Genomic DNA, 19762 nt, shown 5'->3' with positions numbered 1-19762 from the left:
GCGTTGCGAGGAGGAGCTTCAGTGCACCGTGTCTGCTGCGAGTTCTCGATTCGGCGGCGCGACCGAATCGCGCAGGATGAGCGTCGCCTCGAAGCTCGGAGCGGGCTCCGGCTCTTCTGACCGCAGCCGAGCGAAGAGCGTCCGAGCAGCAGTCGCACCGAGCTCGTAAATCGGCTGAGCGACCACGGTGATGGGCGGGGTGACGAGTCGGGCCCACGCGAAGTCGTCGAACATGATGAACGAGAGATCATCTGGCATTGCAAGGTCGAGCGCGTGAATCTCTTCGAGCGCCTCCTGTGCGATCACGCTGTCGGAGGCAATCAACGCCGTCGCGCGATTCGGGCCGGTGAGGAGCGCTCGAACCGACTCGCCGACGGAGCCGTTCTCTCTTGCGTTGAGCGTGATCAGCGCGTTGTCGAAGGGGACGTTCTCGCGCACGAATGCTCGACGAATGCCTGCCAGGCGTTGTGCGACCGGCGTGAGCCCGAGATCAGTTTCCGTCCCTGATTCGCTCGGACGGGAGCGAATGGTCGAGACGAACGCGATCCTCGTGTGCCCTGCTTGCAGGAGCAGGGTGGTCGCCTCGAACGCAGCCTGCTCGACTTCGGCCCGGACCAGATCGACGTCGAGCCCTTCAACGCCACGGTCGAGCAGCACGATCGGTCGTCCGGAATCGACAAAATCGTTGAGGTGCTGAATATCAGGGGAGAGCGATGCCGCGAGAATGAGCCCGTCGACCCGCTGGTCGAGCAGGACGCTGACCGCTTCGACCTCGGTCGCGTGGCTCTCGCTCGAGTTGAGCAGCACGACGTTGTAGCCGGCGATGCGAGCCTCATCGGCAATGCCACGCATCGCGAGTCCGAAGAACGGATTCTCGATGTCGCCGACGACGACGCCGATCGATTGCGAGCGGCCGGTGTTCATCGTACGGGCGACCATATTCGGTCGATATCCGAGCTGTTCGGCCGCGCGAGTGACCCGAGAGTGCACGTCGTCACTGACCGCACCGTAGCCTCCGAGTGCCCGAGCCGCTTGTGCTTTCGAGACTTTCGCCTCGCGTGCAACATCGGCGACAGTCGCGGCCTTCTGCGCCTTGGTCGTCTTAGCCAACCGGTACCCCTCTTCGAAGAATCTGCTTGACGGTCGCTGAGCGAACCAAGTATGTTCGTCGCTAACCCGGTAATGAGTCCGGTCTCACACTACCGAATGAGACCGGACTCAACAACAGGGAGTAATCCACCGATGGATTCAAAGTCTTGTGCAGCCCGTACGAGTGTCCGGCCATCGGTCCACTTCACACGGAGGCCCTTGTCCAATGTCGATCAGCACTCGCACCCGAACAAGCCTGACAGTTTCTGCTGTCATGGCGACCGCACTCGTCCTCACCGGATGTTCCAATTCAGCCGAACCAAGCTCTGATTCCGCAGACGGCGGCACCATCACGATTCTGCACAAGTGGCCCGAGGGGGATCACGCAGCATTCTTCGAAAAGATCGTCGCAGAGTACGAAGCAGCGAACCCCGGCGTCAACATCGAGATGACAGCCGTGCAGGACGACCCATATAAAGAACGAATCCGAGTGCTCACCGCCTCGAACGACCTTCCCGACATCTACTTCGCGTGGCCGGGGATCTACGGCGAGCAGTTCTTTGAAGCAGGATTCGCCGCCGACCTCACGCAAGAGCTCGAGGGTGAATGGGGCGACTCCTTCATTCCCGCCGCAATCGACGCGTACACCGTCGACGGTTCGACGTACGCCGTGCCCATCAGCATGTCGGGCAAGTACATGATCTACAACGAGGCGATGTTCGCCGAGCAGGGGCTCTCCGTTCCGACCACGTTCGACGAGCTCCTCACCACGTGCGACGCGTTCAGCGCAACGGGGCTCACTCCGATTGCGATGGGCAACAACGCAATGTGGCCGGGAGTGCACTACCTCACGACGTTGATCGCAAAGCATGTCCCTGCCGACGTGATCGCAGCCGACTTCAACCCGGAAACCGCAACCTTCACCGACCCCGGCTACATCGCGGCATTCGATGACCTTGCCGAGCTCGCAGATCGCTGCTTCACCGAGGGTGCCAACGGAATCTCGAACGATTCCTCGAAAGCCGAGATCCAGACCGGCGTCGTGCCGATGTACTACGGCGAGAGCAACATCTTCTCGATCTTCCGCGAGGAAAATGGCGCAACCCCCGATGTCGCAGCGAACTGGAACTTCTTCGCCTTCCCGGAGATCACCGATGGCAATGGCGACCAGGAATCTCTCACCGGCGCGCCCGACGGCTTCATCGTCAACGAGAACAGCAAGCAGAAAGAGCTCGCCATCGACTTCCTTCGGTACTTCACGAGCATCGACAATGCAGCCATGCTGCTCGAGATGCGCGACCGCCCCTCGGCAGTGATCGGTGCTGAAGCCTCAGTGGACAACGTCCTCCCGCAGTTGACCGAAGCCTTGACCCAGCTCTCCGAGCAGGAACAGTTCAACATTTGGCTCGACACTGCAACCGAGCCGCAGGTCGGTGCAGCGTTCCTCGCTGCGGGTCAGGCCGCGATCGGCGGCACCGAAACCTCCGAACAGATCCTCGAATCGATTCGGGCAGCCTCGGACTCGCTCAAGTAACGACTGCTCGGTTCACCCCACACAAAGGAGTCGGTCTCCATGACCAAACGCTCTCGAATGATCGCTGCGCTCTGGGTAGCGCCTGCGATCCTGGCGATCCTCGTCCTGCTGTACTACCCGCTCGTGCAGAATCTCCGTCTGAGCTTCTTCGAGTGGAGTGTGTTCGCCCCGGAAGAGAAGTTCGTCGGGTTCTCGCACTATTCGAAAGCGTTTGACGATCCCGTGTTCTGGACGGCGTTGGGCAACAACCTCGCATATGCGATTGTGTCCCTCGTCGTCCAGGTCGGGCTCGGACTCGTTCTTGCCGCGCTGCTCGATCGATTCGTCAAGGGCAAGTTGCAGGCCCTGTTCCGCAGCGTGTACTTCTTGCCCGCCACGATCTCGATCACGGTCACGGGTGTTCTCTTTTCGTTCATCTACCACCCGCAGGTCGGATTCTTGAACAGTGCGCTCGAGTTGCTCGGATTGCAGGATCTCCAGCGAGTGTGGCTCGGCGACCCGTCAACTGCGATCTGGGCAGTCATCGCCATGAGCCAGTGGCAATGGACCGGGTATACAGCAGCGCTCCTGCTCGTCGCGATCCAGCGCATTCCGGGCGAGTTCTACGAGGCTGCTGCGCTCGATGGCGCGGGGCCGATCAGACAGTTCATGAACGTCACCGTGCCGCTGACGCGAGACATGGTCGCGATCATGTCGATCGTCACGATCAGCAACGCGTTCCTCGTCTTCAACGAGATCGTCGCGATGACCGGCGGCGGGCCGAACAATTCCACGCAGGTGCTCGGCACAATCATCTATCAAAACGCATTCCGCAACGACAACATGGGCTACGCCTCGGCGATTGCCACGATCGTTCTCGTGATCACCGTGATCATCGGTGTCCTGCAGATGTTGTACACGAACAAGAAGCGAGTGAGTCTCTAATGGCACCCACCTCCCTCGACACTCGGCAGATCACCGCACCGGGCGCGCCACCATCACGCCCAGTTCGACGATCGCGAATCGGCGGCCGCATTGCGCGGATCGCAGTCGCAATCGTGCTCGTCATCATGGCGATCGGCGTGCTGTACCCCTTGTTCTGGATGTTCTCCTCGGCATTCAAGACCAGCGTGGAAATCTTCGCCTCACCGTGGGCGCTTCCACAGCACCTCAATTTCGACAGTTGGGTCACCGCCTGGGAGAAAGGGGTCATCGCCTATTTCGCGAACAGCGTGTTCGTCACGGTGATCTCGCTCGGGCTCGTGCTCATTCTGGGCGCCGCGGCGGCCTTTGCGCTCACGAAACTCTCGATCCCGTTCGCGAAGACGATCACGTTCCTGGTGCTCGGCGGACTCATGGTCTCGCCGACCATGATTCTCGTTCCCTTGTTCCAGCTCCTGCAGTTGCTGAACCTCTACGACACGCACGCGGGGCTCATCGTCATCTACGTCGCGTATTGGCTGCCGTTCACGATCTTCCTCATCAGGGCCTACATGTTGACGATCCCCAACGACATGACCGAAGCGGCGCGAATCGACGGGGCGAGCACACTGCAACTGTTCACGAAGATCATCCTTCCGCTGTGCAAACCCGTACTCGTGAGCGCGGGACTCGTGTACGTGCTGTTCGCTTGGAACGAGTTCCCCTTCGCGCTCGTCCTCATCAATGACCCAGAGCTGAAGACCCTGCCTGTCGGCCTGCTCGACTTCAAGAGTGCATTGCAAACGGATTGGCCGGTCTTGTTCGCCGGGCTCGCGATCGCCGCGATCCCGATGATGCTCGCCTTCGCAATCGGCCAACGGCACTTCGTTCGCGGGCTCGCGGAGGGAATGGGGAAGTAAGCGCGCGTGCACACCCTCGTCCATTCACCATCTGATCTCCTCCACCTGATCTTTCAAGGAAACTCATGTCTGCTCCCTCTGTAATTCGCACCGCCGTGCTCGGCTTCGGTGTCTCGGGGCGAATCTTCCACGCTCCCTTCATCGCTGCGAATTCCGAGTTCCGACTCGACTTCATCACGACCAGCAACGCAGAGCGCATCGCGATTGCTGCGGAACGATACCCGGGTGCCCGAATCCTCGAAGCATCGAACGATGTGTTCGACCACGCCGACGCACTCGATCTGGTGGTGATCGGCACCCCTCCGGCAACGCACTTCGAGCTCGCAAAACAGGCGATTGCAGCAGGATTGCATGTCGTCGTCGATAAGCCGTTCGTACCCTCGAGCGCGCAGGCCAAAGAGCTGATCGACCGCGCAGAGCAGGCCGGTGTCACGCTCACGGTGTTCCAGAATCGTCGATGGGATGCCGACTTCCTGACCCTGCGATCCGTGATCGAGAGCGGCAGGCTCGGCGTCATCAGAACATTCGAGTCGCGATTCGAATGGTGGAAACCGCAAGGCTTCCGCGACTGGAAAGCGACGGCGACCCTCGCTGAGGGTGGCGGCATCCTCTACGACCTCGGCTCCCACCTGATCGATCAGGCGCTGCAGTTGTTCGGCCCCGTGGAGACCCTCACCGCTGAACTTCGTCGACCCGCAGATTCGTCAAGCGATGCCGACAACGATGCCTTCCTTGCACTTCGACACTCCAGCGGGACGATTTCGCACCTGCACATGAGCGGCCTCGCTGCGCTCCGGGCGCCGCGGTTTCACGTGCTCGGAACGAAGGCTGCCTACACGAAGTGGGGACTCGACACCCAAGAGCCCCGGCTCATCGCTGGAGCGCAACCGAGCGATGCCGACTTCGGTGTCGAACCGCGAGAGCACTGGGGCGTGCTCGGAGTGAACGACGACACGGAACTCGTCGAACCCGAGCGCGGCGATTACGGCACGTTCTACCGAAGGCTGGCGGACACACTGCTTCGCAAGGCACCGCTGGCCGTTGATCCGCGTCAGTCCCTTGAGGTCCTAAACCTCATTGAACGCGCGCACTCCTCCTCATCCCTCTGAGCCGAAATTCAAAGAAAGAACACACATGTCACACTTCAACACTCCTCGCTCACACATTGCGGTGCTCGGTGGTGGAATCCTCGGTGTCTCCACCGCGGTGCACGCACTTCGAGAGGGTGCTTCCGTCGTGCTCGTCACCGCTGAGGGTCTCGCGAGCGGAGCATCGGGCAGGTCGCTCTCATGGTTGAACTCCGCAGGAGTGCGCTCCGATGCCTACCATGCGCTTCGAGTCACCGGGATCGACCGATACCGGACCTTGTTCGCCCGAGACCCCGAGTCCGACTGGCTGCGATTCGACGGCGGCGTGTACTGGATGCGGAATGAGGCTGCCGAACGACTGCAGCAGCGTCACGAGTACGAGCACGGACACGCGTACGAATCGCACCTCGTGCAGGCAGCGGACCTGCCGAGCGAGGTTGGTACGGTCCGCAAAGATGCCGTGTCCGGCGCGGCGATCGTCAACCCGGGGGAGGGCTGGGTGTCGCTGCCGCACCTCATCGATTTCCTCATGGAGGAGTTCGATCGTCTCGGCGGCACACTCGTGACGAACGCGGGAATCTCGACCGTGCAGATCGAGGCCGGTCGAGCGACCGGAATCATCACCGCAGATGGCACGGTTCACCCTGCCGAGGCAGTCCTCGTGGCGTGCGGTGCCTGGACTCCGCAGGTGATGGAGCGCCTGGGAATCACGATCCCGGATGGCTCGCCACTGTCGATGCTGGTGGTCACCGAACCCGCAGAGCATGGCCTGAAGTCGGTACTGAACACACCGCGAGCTGCCGTTCGACCGAACCCGGAGAGCACCCTCGCGATCGACCACGACTGGTACGAGGAGCAGATCGTCGAAGACGAACACGGCAACGCCACGATCGATGAGTCGGCGGTGCACGAACTCGTGCAGGAAGCAGCGCGACTCATCGATGGCACGCCAGAGCTGGTTCCTGCCTCGTGGAAGCTCGGGCGAAAGCCGATTCCAGGCGACGGCGAGCCAGTGCTCGGCGAAGTCGCGAAGCTGCCGGGGTGCTACGTCGCCTTCTCGCATTCCGGAGCGACGGTCGGTCTCATCGCAGGGGAGCTCCTCGCGAGCGAACTGGTCTCGGGGAAGCCGCACCCGATGCTCGCGGCATTCACGCCGGACCGGTTCTCCTCCGACGATGCGACGCCTGAGGCATCGCCATCAGCGATGGTTGCACCGCTGTAGGAACGTCGTCCTTCACGAACAGAACCCCGGGGCCTTCTGGCTCCGGGGTTCTGTGCATGTGCGGCGAGGTTAGGCGCCGGTGTTCGTGCGAACGACCATCTTGCCGATGTTTCCACCGCGCATGAGATCGAGGAACGCCTCGACCATGTGATCGATGCCGTCGACGACCGTTTCGTCGTACACGACCTGGTCTTCGCTCAACCAGGTGCGCATGAGCTCTTGGAACTTCGGCCCGTGCTGGAGGTAATTGCCGATGGTGAAGCCTTCGAGCGAGAGCCCGCGCGTAATGATGTTCGCCATGTTGGCCGGTCCCGGCGTCTGCTCGGTCGAGTTGTACCCTGCGATCGCTCCGCACAGTGCGGCGCGGCCGCCATCGTTGAATGCACCGAGCGCAGCCTCGAGGTGGTCGCCGCCGACATTGTCGAAGTACACATCGATGCCATCGGGTGCGGCGAGCTGGAGTTGCTCGGCCACCGGGCCGTCCTTGTAATTGAAGGCTGCGTCATAGCCGTAGCGCTCTGTGAGCAGCGCGACCTTCTCCGCGCTGCCGGCTGAGCCGACGACGCGGCCGGCACCCAGGAGCTTCGCGATCTGGCCCGCAGCGGTGCCGACTGCGCCTGCAGCACCGGATATGAAGACGGTGTCGCCCGCTTTCATGTCAGCGATCGCGGTGAGACCGACGTACGCCGTGAGTCCTGTCATGCCGAGCAGCCCGAGGTAGATCGAGAGCGGAGCGTCGTCCAGCTCGGGAACGACACGGAAGCCGCTTGCGTCTTCCTGCACGATGTCGCGCCATCCGAACTGGTGCAACACGATGGAGCCGACAGGGATCTCCTCGCTCGTCGACTCGACGACGCGACCGATTGCGCCACCGGTCATGGTCTCGCCGATCGCGTATGGCGGCGTGTAGCTCTTCACGTCGTTCATTCGGCCGCGCATGTACGGGTCGACCGAGACGAACTCGTTCTGCACGCGAACCTGGTTCGGTTCGAGATCACCGTAGGTGACCGTCGTGGTGGTGAAGTTCTCGTCCGTCGGCCATCCTTCTGGCCGGGACGCGAGCTGGATCTGTGTGCTCGTTGCTGTACTCATGGGCATCCTCCTCTTGCTGTTCATGCCCGCGAATTGCCGAGGTGTTGCCTCTGCAGAGAATCCGCTGTGGTGTGCCGCTCGTGGGGCACGTTGGCAACGGTACTCCGGACTCCCGGAGGAAACGGCGTGGTTCGTGTTGCTGAAAGCGAACGTCGCCGAGGATGGGAGCCGTCGATCAGAAGCCGGTCTTTCGCCGTTCGGGCTCATCGACGATGGCCACGTAGTGACTTCCGATCCCTTCGACTTCGCTGCGGATCATTCCCGGCATCGCGGCGGGGACGGCGCTCGCCGGGTGATCGAAGCAGGAGAGCCAGGTGTAGTCCGGCCACCACTTCTTCGGTCGAGTGGATTCGGTCTTGCCACAGACGTCGCATTTGAGTGTGACCCAGACGGGCCGCTTCCCGGTTCTATTGGCCCAGGATTGCGCCAACCAGGCGGGTGGGTCCTGTTGTAGCTTTGCGAGTTCATCCGACTCGATCTGCGAGGGGATCCCGTGCTTGTGCGCCATCTCCAGCGAGATGTCGAGTTGCATGGCGGCGTCGCGGCGACTGATTTTCACGGTTCGAGCCTAACGGGCGTGCTGCAGGTGGCGGGCGTGCCCTCAGCGCACCGGAACGCGCGATCGCACGGCCCGGAAGTTCTCGATGAGGTGCGAGGGCTTGCCGGATTCGATCTCGCGGACCCATTCGTCGAACGCGACTCGCAGCGTCGCCCCCGCGAACTCGGTCGCAATGGAGATCTCCAGTGGCGTGGTCGCGGCACCGAAGCTCGCGGTGATGCGCTGTGTGAGATCCCAGGCGCGTTCGACGTCGCGAGCAAGCGCGGCCGTGCGCATGCTCGCATCGTTTTGCATGAGCCTGCGCACCCGGAGCACCTGGTCGGTCACCTCTTGTGTCGCTTCGACCTGCGAGACGATCGACTCGTACACATCGAGGAGCTGGTCGAGGAGCGGCGCTTCGCGATCCGGGGCGTCGAGCCATTCGGTGATCGCTTCGTTCATCGCTTCTGCCGCGGTGAGCACGAGCTCGATCTTGTTCGAGAAATACCGGAAGCACGTCCGTGACGAGACACCGGCAGCATGGGCGATGTCTTCAATCGTGGTGCCGTCGTAGCCCTGGGCTTCGAACAGGGTGAGCGCAGCATCGCTGATCTCCGAGCGCGTCGCCATGCGGCGGCGTTCGCGAAGGTCAGGGGCTGCGGTGTCGGTCATGGGTTCCTTCCGAGGACGCTCCGGAGTCAAGGGCTGCTCAAAGTGTACATCCAACGCCAAGATGGCATACACTGACATCTTGGCGAGTGATGACGGATCACCAACGCCATATCCCCAAAGAAGGAGCTCCTTTGAGCATGGACACTCGCGCGCCCGACGCGAACCCGAAGTCAGCCTCTCCAGACGAGGCCGCAGTACCGTCGACCCCCCGCACCGGACTCGTGATCGGTCTGCTCGTCGTCTCCGCCTTTGTGGTCATCCTGAACGAAACGATCATGAGCGTTGCGCTGCCGCGGCTCATGGTCGACCTGTCCATCACGGCGAGCACTGCCCAGTGGCTGACCACCGGCTTCATTCTGACGATGGCCGTCGTGATCCCGGCGACCGGATTCATCCTGCAGCGCTTCAACATGCGCCCGGTGTTCATGACCGCGATGATCTCCTTCAGCCTCGGAACCCTGCTCGCAGCGCTCGCGCCCGGATTCGGCTTCCTGCTGGTCGGTCGCGTCTTGCAGGCCATCGGTACCGCGATCATGATGCCGCTGCTCATGACGACCGTCCTCAACACGGTCGCGCCGGAGAAGCGCGGACGGATGATGGGCACGATCTCGATCGTGATCGCTGTCGCGCCCGCAATCGGGCCGACCGTCTCGGGACTCATCCTGAGCGTGCTCGACTGGCGCTGGATGTTCTGGATCGTGCTGCCCATCGGTCTGCTCGCGCTCACGCTCGGCAGCATCTGGATCAGCAACCTCACCGTGCCGCGCAAGACCCGCTTCGACGTGCTCTCGATCATTCTCTCGACGTTCGCCTTCGGTGGACTGATCTTCGGGCTCAGCAGCATGGGCGAGGCCGCTGAGGGCAACGCGATCCTGCCGCCTTGGATGCCGATCACGGTTGGTGCCCTCGCGCTCGTCGCGTTCATCTCGCGCCAGCTCATGCTGCAGCGCAACGATCGCGCGCTCCTCGACCTTCGAACCTTCACGAGTCGGCAGTTCACGGTCGCGATCGTCGTCGTCATCATCATGATGATCGGTCTCTTCGGAAGCCTCGTGCTCCTGCCGATCTACATGCAGAACGTGCTCGGCTTCGGCACGCTCGAAACCGGCCTGACCTTGCTGCCGGGTGGAATCCTGATGGGTGTGCTCTCGCCGATCGTCGGACGAGTGTTCGACAAGGTCGGGCCTCGCCCGCTCGTCGTTCCCGGCACCATCATCGTGAGCACGGCGCTGTGGTCGATGACTACCTTCGACGCTGCAACGTCGAGTGTCACGATCATTGCGATTCACTGCCTCTTGAACACCGGCCTCGGATTCACGTTCACGCCGCTCCTGACCTCTGCGCTCGGTTCACTGCCGCAGCGCTTGTACTCGCACGGAAGCGCGATCATGAGCACGCTGCAGCAGGTCGCCGGTGCAGCCGGAACGGCCCTGTTCGTCACGCTCATGACGATCGGCACCGCCTCCGGAATCGCAGCGGGGGCCTCGGAAACGTCGGCGCTCGCCGGGGGAGTGCAGAGCGCCTTCTTCGTCGGCGCGTGCATTTCTGTGCTCGCCGTGGTCGGTTCGTTCTTCGTGCGGCGCCCGCCGGTGCAGGCGGCGCTGCGTGAAGACGGCATCGATGCGCAGGAGCCGGAGCTGAGCGCATCGCGGTCGAGCGACGGACCGGTTCGCGAACTCTAAGCGGCTTCGTCGGTTCCTGCCGATCTCATGAGGGTGGCCCCGCAAGCACATGCTTGTGGGGCCACACTCGTGTGCGTGCGATGCTCGCTGCGCGGATCTCGCCGCGCGGTGCTCGCTTCGCGGATCTCGCCTCAGCGTGGAGTGTCGATCTCCACGGCTTCGAGCCGGGCGATCTTGGGCTCGCGGTTGTCACCGGATGATCGTCCGGTCAAGCGGCGACCTATCCAGGGCAGGACGTACTCGCGCCAGTAGGCCGCCGTTCGCGGCCGCGCAATTTCGTCCGAGTCATCCATAAAGTCGGGGACCGCGACGCCGAGACCCGCGAGCACATTCGAGGCGACCCGCTGGTGACCCTTCGGGGCGAGGTGCAGTCGGTCGCGGGACCAGTACTCGAGTTTCGTGAGTTCCTGGTCCGCCCAGTTGTCGACCACCGTCACACCCTGCTTCGGGACGCGAGCATGCACTGCTGCCGCTAATTCGTCGCCTCGCGCACCGATGCGTTTTCCCATCGGGAGATGCAGCGAGGGGTTCGCGCCGCTCAGAATGAGGACGTGGATGTCCTCTGCGATCGCTCGTTCCGCCGAAGCAACGAGTTGGTCGGCCACCGAGGCGATCGAGACCTTCGGGCGGATGATGTTGTTGCCGCCGCCGTTGATGCTGATGAGTTCCGGCCGCAGTGCGATCGCGGCATCCATCTGCTCGCCCGCAATGGGGGCGAGCAGTCGCCCGCGAATCGCGAGGTTGGCGTAGAGCACGGGTTCAGGCGAGGCGAGCGCGAGGCCGAGCGCGACCAGGTCTGCCCACCCTCGGACTCGACCGTCAGGGAGTTCGTCGCCGACACCTTCAGTGAAACTGTCGCCGATTGCGACAAAGCTTGCGTATGACACGTCCTCAGTTGACCACACTCCCGCGCCGAAGCTGTACTCACCGCTTCGATGTCACGTGGTTCCTTCGGCGCTCGACGACAACGGCCCCAGGATGGGTCCCAGGGATCCCTTGATCGCTGGAATGCATGGTCGTACGCTCGGCTCATGAGCGTTCTCGACTGGCTCCTGGACTCTGATCCGAGCATCCGCTGGCAAGTGCTTCGTGATCTCACCGAGGCAGATGCGGCGGCGGTGATGACCGAGCGCACGCGAATCGCGAACGAAGGCTTCGGTCGTCGATTGCTCGACCTTCGCGACAGCGACGGCCAGTGGGCCGGAGGTGCGTTCTTCCCGGCAGGATACAAAGGCGAGGGCGAGGGGCAACCCTGGACCGCGACGAACTTCGCCTTGCAACAGCTTCGCGATTTCGAGATCGAACCGCAGATTCCTGAGATGCAGGAAACCATCGCCCTCATCGCGGTGCACAGTACATGGGAGCATGCTGGCCAAGCCTTTTTCGATGGTGAAGTCGAGCCGTGCATCAACGGAGTCGCCCTTGCAAACGGCGCGTATTTCGGGGCGAACGTGCATCGCATCGCCGAGCGGCTCGTGAGCGAGCAGCTCGCTGACGGTGGCTGGAACTGCGAGGCCGAGCGTGGCTCCGTCCGGAGCTCCTTTGACACCACGATCTGCGTGCTCGAGGGTTTGCTGGAATACGAGCGATCACCGAGCGCCCGCCGAGTCGAAGCGATCGCCCAGGCGCGCACGCGGGCGGAGGAATATCTTCTGGATCGCCACCTCATGCGGCGTCTGTCAACCGGCGTCGTGCCCGATGAGGGGTGGCTGCTGCTGACGTATCCGCCTCGGTGGCATTACGACATTCTTCGTGGCCTCGACTACCTGCGTGACTCGGGCCGAGTCATCGACGAGCGTATGCAGGAGGCCTTGGCTCTGCTGCGCGCGAAGCGCCTGGAAGACGGCTCTTGGCCGCTCGAACATCGACTCGCCGGGGATGTGCATTTCGAGGTCGATAGTGCGGTCGGTGCGCCGAGCCGTTGGAACACACTGCGCGCGCTTCGGGTACTCCGGTGGGCGGGAGAGTGACTCGAAAAGTCTGTCCAGGCACCACGCCGTAATTTGAATAACTCAAAATACGGCCCTAGACTCGGGGCATGCACAGCGCACTCGAACCACTGATCCGGGAAGCGGGCCTCAAGGCAACCGCAGGCCGCGTCGCCGTGCTCGAAGCGCTCGAACATCACCCGCACTCCGATGCCGAGACGCTCTACCGGGCGATCAAGACGACCGTTCCGAGTACGTCAATCCAGTCGGTGCACAACATCATCGGCGACCTCACCGCGGCGCGGCTCGTTCGACGAATCGAACCCGCGCACTCGGCAGCGCTCTACGAGCGTCGCGTCGACGATAACCATCACCATCTCGTTTGCACCGGCTGCGGTGCAGTCGCCGACGTCGATTGCGTCGTCGGGGCAGCGCCCTGCCTGACGCCGTCGCACACGAGCGGGTTCACGATCACTGCTGCAGAAGTGACCTTCTGGGGTGTGTGTCGTGACTGCCAAGCGTCGGCGTCCAGCCCGACCGCTGCATAAGTTTATTTGCCGATCACGGACCACCGCACTGGTGATCCAAACGAAAGGAAATCATGACCGATCCGACAACCTCTCAAACAGGAACCCCCGTCCCGAGCGACGAGCACTCCCTTTCCGTAGGCCAGGACGGAGCGGTCGCACTGCACGACCGCTATCTGGTCGAGAAGCTCGCGCAGTTCAACCGTGAGCGCATCCCGGAGCGCATCGTGCACGCAAAGGGTGGCGGCGCATTCGGTGAATTCGTCGTGACCGAAGACGTCAGCGCCTACACGCGAGCCGCAGTCTTCCAGCCAGGCGCGACCACGGAGACGCTGCAGCGTTTCTCCAGCGTCGCCGGCGAGCAGGGATCACCCGACACCTGGCGTGACGTCCGCGGATTCTCGGTCAAGTTCTACACGACCGAGGGCAACTACGACATCGTCGGCAACAACACACCGGTGTTCTTCATCCGCGACGGCATCAAGTTCCCGGACTTCATCCACTCGCAGAAGCGTCTGCCAGGCTCTGGCCTGCGCGACCCCGACATGCAGTGGGATTTCTGGACCCTCTCACCAGAGTCGGCCCACCAGGTGACGTACCTCATGGGCGACCGCGGTCTTCCGAAGAGCTGGCGCGAAATGCCGGGCTTCGGCTCGCACACCTACCAGTGGATCAACGCTGCGGGTGAACGCTTCTGGGTGAAGTACCACTTCAAGTCGCTTCAGGGCAACGTGGAGATCACCGGTGATGAAGCGGAAGCAATCGCAGGTGCCGACGCGGACCACTACCGACGCGACCTCTACGAAGCGATCGAGCGGAACGACTTCCCGGCCTGGGATCTGTACGTGCAGATCATGCCGTATGAAGACGCGAAGGACTACCGGTTCAACCCCTTCGACCTCACGAAGGTCTGGCCACAGGCGGACTACCCGCTGATCAAGGTCGGAACGCACACCTTGAACCGCAATCCGGAGAACTTCTTCGCCGAGATCGAGCAGGCTGCATTCTCCCCGGCGAACACCGTGCCCGGGATCGATATCAGCCCCGACAAGATGCTGTTGGCACGTGTGTTCTCCTACCCAGACGCACAGCGCTACCGCGTTGGTACGAACTACAACCAGATCCCGGTGAACGCACCGCACGCAGCACCTGTGCACAACTATTCGCAGGATGGCGCACAGCGCCACGGCTTCAAAGCTGCGAGTGAGCCCGTGTACGCGCCGAACTCCTACGGCGGTCCGCAGGCAGATGCCAATGCGGCAGGTGCTGGCTCCTGGGAGTCCGACGGTGCGCTCGTCCGTGCGGCGGCAACACTGCACTCCGAGGACGACGACTTCGGTCAGGCAGGCACCCTCTACCGCGAGGTCTTCGACGACGCGGCGAAGGAACGGTTCCTCGAGACGATCACGGGAGCGGTCGGTGGCGTGCAACGCGACGACATCCGTGAGCGCGCGATCCAGTACTGGACGAACGTCGATGCCGACCTCGGTGCGAAGTTGCGTGCAAACCTGAAGCCGAGCGCGGGCACCTCGAACATCGAAGACGCTGAGCCCGTCGGGCTCGGAGATTCGGTCGAGCCGGACGCAGCCACCGAAGCCGGAAGCTAAGCAGCCGAAACGCGCCAAGGCGTTCGAGCGATCGCGTCGGGCGCAATACTCAGGCGGTACGAACGACAAAGCCCCTGCCGAGCAATCGGCAGGGGCTTTGTCGTGATTCGACGTCGATCTCGAGCATCACGACTGCACGTCGCGCGATCGCGCCATCGTTAGGTGTTTTCGGGGTTGCTCGCCTCGGCGTCGAGTCGCTCGGGCACGATCTCTTCAGGCTCGGCCGTGCGCTCATGATCGAGATCGAGCGCGGCGTCGGTCTCGGTCGCAACAGCCTCGTTCACGACGTCTTCCTGCCACTGCTCCTCGTCATCGGTCGGAGCCTCATCGAGGTTCGGCAGGTCGAGATCCGAAAGGTCGGTCTCGGGAACATCGCTCGCACCGGCAGCGCCGTCGAGATTCGCATCGCTGGAAAAACTCATGGTGTCTTCCTTTCCTCAGATGTGCTCACGCTACGGCCATTCAGGGCGCCCGAACAGTGCAGCGCGCGAAGTTCCGTTGCTGGCGAACAACGCAAAACCGCAACACCGCCGACCGCGCGGTTCCGACGGCGGTATCCCGAGAGCGGAGATCGCGGTTCGCTAGGCTTGCAGGAACAAGTGACACGGGGTGCCCGACTGGGCTGAGAACACACCCGTTGAACCTGATCTAGTTCGAACTAGCGAAGGGATGTCGCGCATGTCGCGTACGCCAAAAGACCTGACCACCCACACCAGCACTGCGCTGCACGAGCTCCGAAGTCGTGAGCCGCTCGTGCACAGCATCACCAACAGCGTTGTCGTGAACTTCACCGCCAATGCACTCCTCGCGCTCGGCGCGGCGCCAGCAATGGTTGATATCCCAGAAGAAGCAGGCCCGTTCGCGGCTGTTGCCTCTGGACTGCTCATCAACCTCGGAACTCCGACGCTCGAACAGCGCACGGCAATGATCGAAGCGGTCGAAGCCGCGAATGCCAAGGACACTCCGTGGGTGCTCGACCCGGTCGCGATCGGGATGTTGCCAGTGCGCACGCCGCTTGCACACCACCTTCGCACCCTCCAACCCACGGTGATCCGCGGGAATGCTTCCGAGATCCTTGCGCTCGCGGGCGCAGGCACCGGAGGCCGAGGGGTTGATGCTGCCGACGGTGTCGATGCAGCCGCCGAAGCCGCACGTCGGCTCGCGCTGGAGACCGGCGCCGTCGTCGCGGTTTCCGGACCTGTCGACCTCGTGACGGATGGCGCATTCAGCGTGCGGGTCGACAATGGCAGTCCGCTGCTCACGAAAGTGACGGGCGGGGGTTGCGCGCTCGGCGCAGTCATGGCTGCATTCCTGTCGGGGAGTGGTTCACCGTTCGATGCCACGGTCGCAGCCGTCGGGGTCTACACAGTCGCCGCCGAGATCGCGGCCTCCTCGGCACAGGGCCCTGGTTCCTTTGCGGTCGCGATGCTCGACGCGCTCGCGGCAATCGACGAGTCCGAGATCGCCGCTCGCCTGGTGCTCCGATGAGCCGCCCGCTTGCCCTCGATCTCCGCGTGTACCTCGTGACCGATCAAGGGATTGCGAGCGCTGCCGGACATACGCTCCCCACCCTCGTCCAGGCAGCCGTGGCCGGGGGAGTCACCACGGTTCAGGTGCGAGAGAAGGACGCCACCGCTGCAGCATTTCTGACGACCGTGATCGAGATCGCCGCGGCGGTGCCGGAGGGGGTTCCCGTGCTCGTCAACGACCGAGTGGACGTGTACTTGGCGGCTCGCGCCGCCGGCGCTCCGGTCGCCGGTGTGCATCTGGGTCAGTCGGATCTCCCCGCGACCCTCGTGCGCACACTGATCGGCGAGGACGCGATCCTCGGAGTGAGTGCAGCCACGCCGGAACAACTCGAGGAAGCAGCGGCGAGCCTTGCTCGGATCGACTACGTGGGGATCGGTGCACTGCACACGACGACGACCAAACGTGACGCGCCTCCCGCGCTCGGTGCCGATGGCCTCGCTCGTCTCCTCGCGCTCAGTGCTCTCCCAGCAGTCGCGATCGGCGGAGTCACCGCATCGGATTTCCCGGGGATTCGTCGCAGTGGAGCCGCTGGCGGTGCCGTCGTCTCAGCAATCTGCGGTGCGCCCGACCCCCGGGCCGCCGCACGCGAACTTCGCGATGCGTGGGAGGCTGGCGCATGACGCACGATCGTGAAGGCTCCTCGAACCTCCGCGTGCCGCGCGTGCTCAGCATCGCTGGAACCGACCCGAGCGGAGGCGCTGGAATTCAAGCGGATCTGAAGAGCATTGCTGCCAACGGCGGCTACGGCATGGCGGTCGTCACAGCTCTTGTCGCACAGAACACGCAAGGGGTTCGCTCGATCCATTTCCCTCCGACGAGCTTCTTGCAGGAGCAGCTGGAGTCGGTCAGCGACGACATCGCAATCGATGCGGTCAAAATCGGGATGCTCGGGACGAGCGACATCATCGACACCGTGCGTGCCTGGCTCGCAAAAGTCGGGCCAGGGGTTGTCGTGCTCGACCCTGTCATGGTCGCGACGAGTGGGGATCGCCTTCTCGATGCTGCGGCGGAGGCGTCCCTGCAAGCGCTGCTCCCGCTCGTGAGCATCGTGACGCCCAACATCCCTGAACTCGCGGTCCTGCTCGGCGAATCCGCGGCCGAGGACTGGGAGACAGTCATCGATCAGGCCACGAGGCTTTCCAAACGGCACGGTGTGCTCGTCCTGGCAAAGGGAGGACACCTGGCCGGAACGACTGCACCCGATGCGCTCGTTGACGGCCCGGGAGGCACCGTCGAAGTCGTGCATGCGAGGAGAGTTGCAACCAAGAACACCCACGGCACCGGATGTTCGCTCTCCGCTGCCCTGGCCTCCACGATGGCGCGCACCGGGAGTTGGCCCGAGGCGCTCCGCCGCGCAAAACGTTGGCTCTCCGAGAGCCTCGCGGCGGCGGACACGCTCGACGTCGGCCACGGCAACGGGCCCATCCATCACTTTGCAGGGCTGTGGGAGCGAGGGGGCATCGAGACGCCCCCGGTTCCCACCGAACTCGCCGCGAACTGGTGGTCGGCGATCGAACCGCTTCGGCGCTCGATCGACGAGTGCTCCTTCGTCGTCAGTCTCGGAAACGGCTCCCTGCCGACGACGCCCTTTCTCTGGTACCTCGCGCAAGACGCCCTGTACCTCGTCGAATACGCTCGCGTCCTGGCGATGGCAAGCGCGCTCGCGCCCACGACGCACGAACAGGCGTTCTGGGCTCGCGGTGCGGCCGGCGCGATCGAGGGTGAACTGCAACTCCACGAAGGCTGGCTCACCGAGGATGCCGTGCGGGAAGCACGGGTGCACCCGAGCGAGACAACCACCGCGTATCTCAACCATCTCCGCGCTGCGGGCTCACAAGGATACGAAATCCTGATCGCTGCACTCCTGCCGTGCTACTGGCTGTACTCCGATATCGGTGCACGGCTCGTTGAGCAGTCCCACGAGGGGCACCCCTATGCGTCCTGGCTCGAAACCTACGCGGACGAGGCCTTCGCCGATGCCACCGAGACGGCCGTCGAGATCGTCACGACCGTTGCTGCTGCTGCGGATTTGCCCACGAAGACTGCAATGTTCGAAGCGTTCAGACGGTCCGCGCAGCATGAACTGGCATTCTTTGCGGCGCCACTGGCGACAGGACAACGCGACGAAGCCTCGAACGTAATGGGCGGACTCCTCGCTTAGGGAGTCGAACTCGCACCATTTCGTGGGAGAAACCATGCAAGGAGCGCCGTCCCGACCAGGGCGACAACGCCCATCGAGGCAGCCGCGATCGAGATCGAAGCGATCGCGGTGATCCCAGAGAGCAGTAACGGTGCCGTCGAGCCACCAATGTTCGTTGTCAGTCGCCATGCGCCGAGGAACGGTGCCGGGTTCTTTTGATCCGCGAGGTCAGCGCCGAGCGTCATGAGGATTCCGCTGCTGACCCCGTTCGAGAACGCGAGGAGCATTGCTGCGAACACGAACCAGGCGGTTGCCGCGGTGAGATCATGCGTGAGTGCGAGGACGACGTGCCCGGCACCGAGACCGAGCATCGCAGGCAGAGCCGTCGAAAGGCGACCGAAGCGATCCATGAGTGCGCCCCCGAGATAGAAGAGCGCAAAATCCACACCACCCGCGATCCCGATGACGAGCGCGGTCGTACTGTCTGCGACCCCGATACTGAGTGCCCAGAGCGGCAAGATGACCTGGCGACTCGAACGCAGCGCAGAAAGACCTGCGGCCCCGAGTCCGACCGTCAAGAGCACCCGACGTCGATCCCGGATGGTCCTGAACACACCGATCTGCGGAGTCTGTTGCTGCGCGGCAGTCGCTCGCTGCGCGGTCCGGGATCCAGAGACCACCCCGAAGGTGCTCGCCGGGTCGGGAAGGAACAGCAGCACGAGGATCGCAGCAACACACCCTGCCGCTGCAATCCAGAAGGCGTTCTCCGCAAGGCCCGTCAGCGCAATGACTGCGGCGGTGACGAAGGGACCGATCATGAAACCGAGCCTGAAGGTGCCGCCGAGTGTCGAGAGCGCGCGCGCCCGATGTGAATGCGGCACGAAGCTGGTGAGGAACGCGTGACGAGCCAGTGCGAAGGCGGAGGCCGCAACACCGAGGAGCAGGATCCCAAGACCCAGCACGAAGGGGTGGGTGCTCACCGAGCACAGGAGCACCGAGAGCAGGCCGAGCACGCCCGCGCCAATCATCGTGCGACGTTCACCGATCTTCGCGATCAGCCACCCGCTCGGGAGATTCCCGACGAGTTCCCCGAGCGTGAGGGCCGCGGCGATCAATCCCGCCAGCGCGAGCCCCGCGCCCTGATTCGCTGCGACGGTCGCAATCACCGGGATGACTGCGCCCTCACCGATTGCGAAGAGCAAGGAGGGCAGCAGCACCGGAAGCGCAATTGAACGCCAGCGGAACGTGGGGGAGTCAGACATCATTGCGATCGTACTCTCGTCGATCGTTCGC

At 63.3% G+C, this 19762-nt stretch carries 19 protein-coding genes and 1 riboswitch; of the genes, 12 read left to right on the top strand and 7 right to left on the bottom strand.

What is annotated here, in order from left to right:
• Positions 1–18 precede the first annotated feature (18 nt).
• On the bottom strand, positions 19–1110 hold the full coding sequence (locus U2H20_RS03725) for a LacI family DNA-binding transcriptional regulator (protein WP_430593155.1): 1092 nt from the start codon (positions 1108–1110) through the stop codon (positions 19–21).
• Between the two features lie 253 nt (positions 1111–1363).
• Here U2H20_RS03725 and U2H20_RS03720 point away from each other — a divergent pair, with 253 nt between their 5' ends.
• The 5 genes from U2H20_RS03720 to U2H20_RS03700 all read left to right on the top strand — a co-directional run bounded on the left by U2H20_RS03720 (position 1364) and on the right by U2H20_RS03700 (position 6753).
• Positions 1364–2623 carry an ABC transporter substrate-binding protein gene (locus U2H20_RS03720; protein WP_430593154.1) on the top strand — a complete coding sequence of 420 codons (1260 nt, stop codon included), beginning with the start codon at positions 1364–1366 and terminating at the stop codon, positions 2621–2623.
• 39 nt (positions 2624–2662) lie between these two features.
• A complete protein-coding gene (locus tag U2H20_RS03715) occupies positions 2663–3547 on the top strand; it encodes a carbohydrate ABC transporter permease (protein ID WP_430593153.1) in 885 nt (294 codons plus the stop codon).
• The gene (locus U2H20_RS03710; RefSeq protein WP_430593152.1) at positions 3547–4443 is read left to right on the top strand and encodes a carbohydrate ABC transporter permease; all 897 of its coding nucleotides are present in this window, start codon (positions 3547–3549) and stop codon (positions 4441–4443) included. Before U2H20_RS03715 ends, U2H20_RS03710 begins: the two co-directional genes overlap by 1 nt.
• A 65-nt stretch (positions 4444–4508) precedes the next feature.
• Positions 4509–5552, top strand: coding sequence for a Gfo/Idh/MocA family protein (locus tag U2H20_RS03705; RefSeq protein ID WP_430593151.1), 1044 nt, complete (start codon positions 4509–4511; stop codon positions 5550–5552).
• Positions 5553–5577: 25 nt separating this feature from the next.
• Positions 5578–6753 (top strand): NAD(P)/FAD-dependent oxidoreductase, encoded by a 1176-nt coding sequence (locus tag U2H20_RS03700; RefSeq protein ID WP_430593150.1) that lies wholly within the window; start codon positions 5578–5580, stop codon positions 6751–6753.
• Positions 6754–6822: 69 nt separating this feature from the next.
• On the opposite strand, the gene U2H20_RS03695 is transcribed toward U2H20_RS03700, so the two are convergent.
• From U2H20_RS03695 to U2H20_RS03685, 3 genes are all read right to left on the bottom strand, one after another.
• Positions 6823–7845 carry an NADP-dependent oxidoreductase gene (locus U2H20_RS03695; RefSeq protein ID WP_430593149.1) on the bottom strand — a complete coding sequence of 341 codons (1023 nt, stop codon included), beginning with the start codon at positions 7843–7845 and terminating at the stop codon, positions 6823–6825.
• Positions 7846–8020: 175 nt separating this feature from the next.
• Positions 8021–8377: a hypothetical protein gene (locus U2H20_RS03690; protein WP_430593589.1), complete on the bottom strand. Its 357-nt coding sequence runs from the start codon at positions 8375–8377 to the stop codon at positions 8021–8023.
• Between the two features lie 69 nt (positions 8378–8446).
• Positions 8447–9055 carry a TetR/AcrR family transcriptional regulator gene (locus U2H20_RS03685; RefSeq protein WP_430593148.1) on the bottom strand — a complete coding sequence of 203 codons (609 nt, stop codon included), beginning with the start codon at positions 9053–9055 and terminating at the stop codon, positions 8447–8449.
• A gap of 137 nt (positions 9056–9192) precedes the next feature.
• On the opposite strand from U2H20_RS03685, the gene U2H20_RS03680 reads away from it, so the two are divergent.
• A complete protein-coding gene (locus U2H20_RS03680; RefSeq protein WP_430593147.1) occupies positions 9193–10737 on the top strand; it encodes a DHA2 family efflux MFS transporter permease subunit in 1545 nt (514 codons plus the stop codon).
• A gap of 131 nt (positions 10738–10868) precedes the next feature.
• Here U2H20_RS03680 and U2H20_RS03675 read toward each other — a convergent pair whose 3' ends face one another.
• Positions 10869–11624: an SGNH/GDSL hydrolase family protein gene (locus U2H20_RS03675; RefSeq protein WP_430593146.1), complete on the bottom strand. Its 756-nt coding sequence runs from the start codon at positions 11622–11624 to the stop codon at positions 10869–10871.
• 144 nt (positions 11625–11768) lie between these two features.
• Between U2H20_RS03675 and U2H20_RS03670 the strand changes: the two genes are divergently transcribed.
• The 3 genes from U2H20_RS03670 (at position 11769) to U2H20_RS03660 (ending at position 14799) form a co-directional block, all read left to right on the top strand.
• Positions 11769–12707 carry a hypothetical protein gene (locus U2H20_RS03670; protein WP_430593145.1) on the top strand — a complete coding sequence of 313 codons (939 nt, stop codon included), beginning with the start codon at positions 11769–11771 and terminating at the stop codon, positions 12705–12707.
• A 68-nt stretch (positions 12708–12775) separates the two neighbouring features.
• On the top strand, positions 12776–13213 hold the full coding sequence (locus U2H20_RS03665; protein WP_430593144.1) for a Fur family transcriptional regulator: 438 nt from the start codon (positions 12776–12778) through the stop codon (positions 13211–13213).
• 53 nt (positions 13214–13266) lie between these two features.
• Positions 13267–14799: a catalase gene (locus tag U2H20_RS03660; protein ID WP_430593143.1), complete on the top strand. Its 1533-nt coding sequence runs from the start codon at positions 13267–13269 to the stop codon at positions 14797–14799.
• 158 nt (positions 14800–14957) lie between these two features.
• Here U2H20_RS03660 and U2H20_RS03655 read toward each other — a convergent pair whose 3' ends face one another.
• Positions 14958–15221: a hypothetical protein gene (locus tag U2H20_RS03655; protein ID WP_430593142.1), complete on the bottom strand. Its 264-nt coding sequence runs from the start codon at positions 15219–15221 to the stop codon at positions 14958–14960.
• A 173-nt stretch (positions 15222–15394) separates the two neighbouring features.
• Positions 15395–15486, top strand: a riboswitch (TPP riboswitch).
• On the opposite strand from U2H20_RS03655, the gene thiM reads away from it, so the two are divergent.
• From thiM to thiD, 3 genes are all read left to right on the top strand, one after another.
• The gene (gene thiM / locus U2H20_RS03650) at positions 15478–16287 is read left to right on the top strand and encodes a hydroxyethylthiazole kinase (protein ID WP_430593141.1); all 810 of its coding nucleotides are present in this window, start codon (positions 15478–15480) and stop codon (positions 16285–16287) included. (Overlaps the previous riboswitch by 9 nt.)
• Entirely contained in the window at positions 16284–16949 is a 666-nt protein-coding gene (gene thiE, locus U2H20_RS03645; protein ID WP_430593140.1) for a thiamine phosphate synthase, read from the top strand. Before thiM ends, thiE begins: the two co-directional genes overlap by 4 nt.
• Entirely contained in the window at positions 16946–18490 is a 1545-nt protein-coding gene (gene thiD / locus U2H20_RS03640; protein ID WP_430593139.1) for a bifunctional hydroxymethylpyrimidine kinase/phosphomethylpyrimidine kinase, read from the top strand. The genes thiE and thiD overlap by 4 nt, the downstream gene beginning before the upstream one ends.
• Here thiD and U2H20_RS03635 read toward each other — a convergent pair.
• Positions 18487–19731: an MFS transporter gene (locus U2H20_RS03635; protein ID WP_430593138.1), complete on the bottom strand. Its 1245-nt coding sequence runs from the start codon at positions 19729–19731 to the stop codon at positions 18487–18489. The two genes, thiD and U2H20_RS03635, sit on opposite strands and share 4 nt — an antisense overlap.
• Between the last annotated feature and the right edge of the window lie 31 nt (positions 19732–19762).

The sequence above is a fragment of the Humidisolicoccus flavus genome, from assembly GCF_045689595.1.
In the GTDB taxonomy this organism is placed as follows: Bacteria; Actinomycetota; Actinomycetes; order Actinomycetales; family Microbacteriaceae; genus Humidisolicoccus; species Humidisolicoccus flavus.
Note: the sequence above shows the minus strand (reverse complement) of the source record. Positions and strands in the feature narration are given on the sequence as shown.

Excerpts from the sequence above, each read along its gene's own strand:
- U2H20_RS03720 (WP_430593154.1), top strand. The coding sequence starts at position 1,364 with ATGGCGACCGCACTCGTCCTCACCGGATGTTCCAATTCAGCCGAACCA.
- thiM (WP_430593141.1), top strand. The coding sequence starts at position 15,478 with ATGTCGCGTACGCCAAAAGACCTGACCACCCACACCAGCACTGCGCTG.
- thiD (WP_430593139.1), top strand. The coding sequence starts at position 16,946 with ATGACGCACGATCGTGAAGGCTCCTCGAACCTCCGCGTGCCGCGCGTG.
- U2H20_RS03665 (WP_430593144.1), top strand. The coding sequence starts at position 12,776 with ATGCACAGCGCACTCGAACCACTGATCCGGGAAGCGGGCCTCAAGGCA.
- U2H20_RS03715 (WP_430593153.1), top strand. The coding sequence starts at position 2,663 with ATGACCAAACGCTCTCGAATGATCGCTGCGCTCTGGGTAGCGCCTGCG.
- U2H20_RS03685 (WP_430593148.1), bottom strand. The coding sequence starts at position 9,055 with ATGACCGACACCGCAGCCCCTGACCTTCGCGAACGCCGCCGCATGGCG.
- U2H20_RS03635 (WP_430593138.1), bottom strand. The coding sequence starts at position 19,731 with ATGTCTGACTCCCCCACGTTCCGCTGGCGTTCAATTGCGCTTCCGGTG.
- U2H20_RS03705 (WP_430593151.1), top strand. The coding sequence starts at position 4,509 with ATGTCTGCTCCCTCTGTAATTCGCACCGCCGTGCTCGGCTTCGGTGTC.
- U2H20_RS03710 (WP_430593152.1), top strand. The coding sequence starts at position 3,547 with ATGGCACCCACCTCCCTCGACACTCGGCAGATCACCGCACCGGGCGCG.
- U2H20_RS03655 (WP_430593142.1), bottom strand. The coding sequence starts at position 15,221 with ATGAGTTTTTCCAGCGATGCGAATCTCGACGGCGCTGCCGGTGCGAGC.
- U2H20_RS03660 (WP_430593143.1), top strand. The coding sequence starts at position 13,267 with ATGACCGATCCGACAACCTCTCAAACAGGAACCCCCGTCCCGAGCGAC.
- U2H20_RS03670 (WP_430593145.1), top strand. The coding sequence starts at position 11,769 with ATGAGCGTTCTCGACTGGCTCCTGGACTCTGATCCGAGCATCCGCTGG.
- U2H20_RS03695 (WP_430593149.1), bottom strand. The coding sequence starts at position 7,845 with ATGAGTACAGCAACGAGCACACAGATCCAGCTCGCGTCCCGGCCAGAA.
- U2H20_RS03680 (WP_430593147.1), top strand. The coding sequence starts at position 9,193 with ATGGACACTCGCGCGCCCGACGCGAACCCGAAGTCAGCCTCTCCAGAC.
- U2H20_RS03700 (WP_430593150.1), top strand. The coding sequence starts at position 5,578 with ATGTCACACTTCAACACTCCTCGCTCACACATTGCGGTGCTCGGTGGT.
- U2H20_RS03690 (WP_430593589.1), bottom strand. The coding sequence starts at position 8,377 with ATGCAACTCGACATCTCGCTGGAGATGGCGCACAAGCACGGGATCCCC.
- thiE (WP_430593140.1), top strand. The coding sequence starts at position 16,284 with ATGAGCCGCCCGCTTGCCCTCGATCTCCGCGTGTACCTCGTGACCGAT.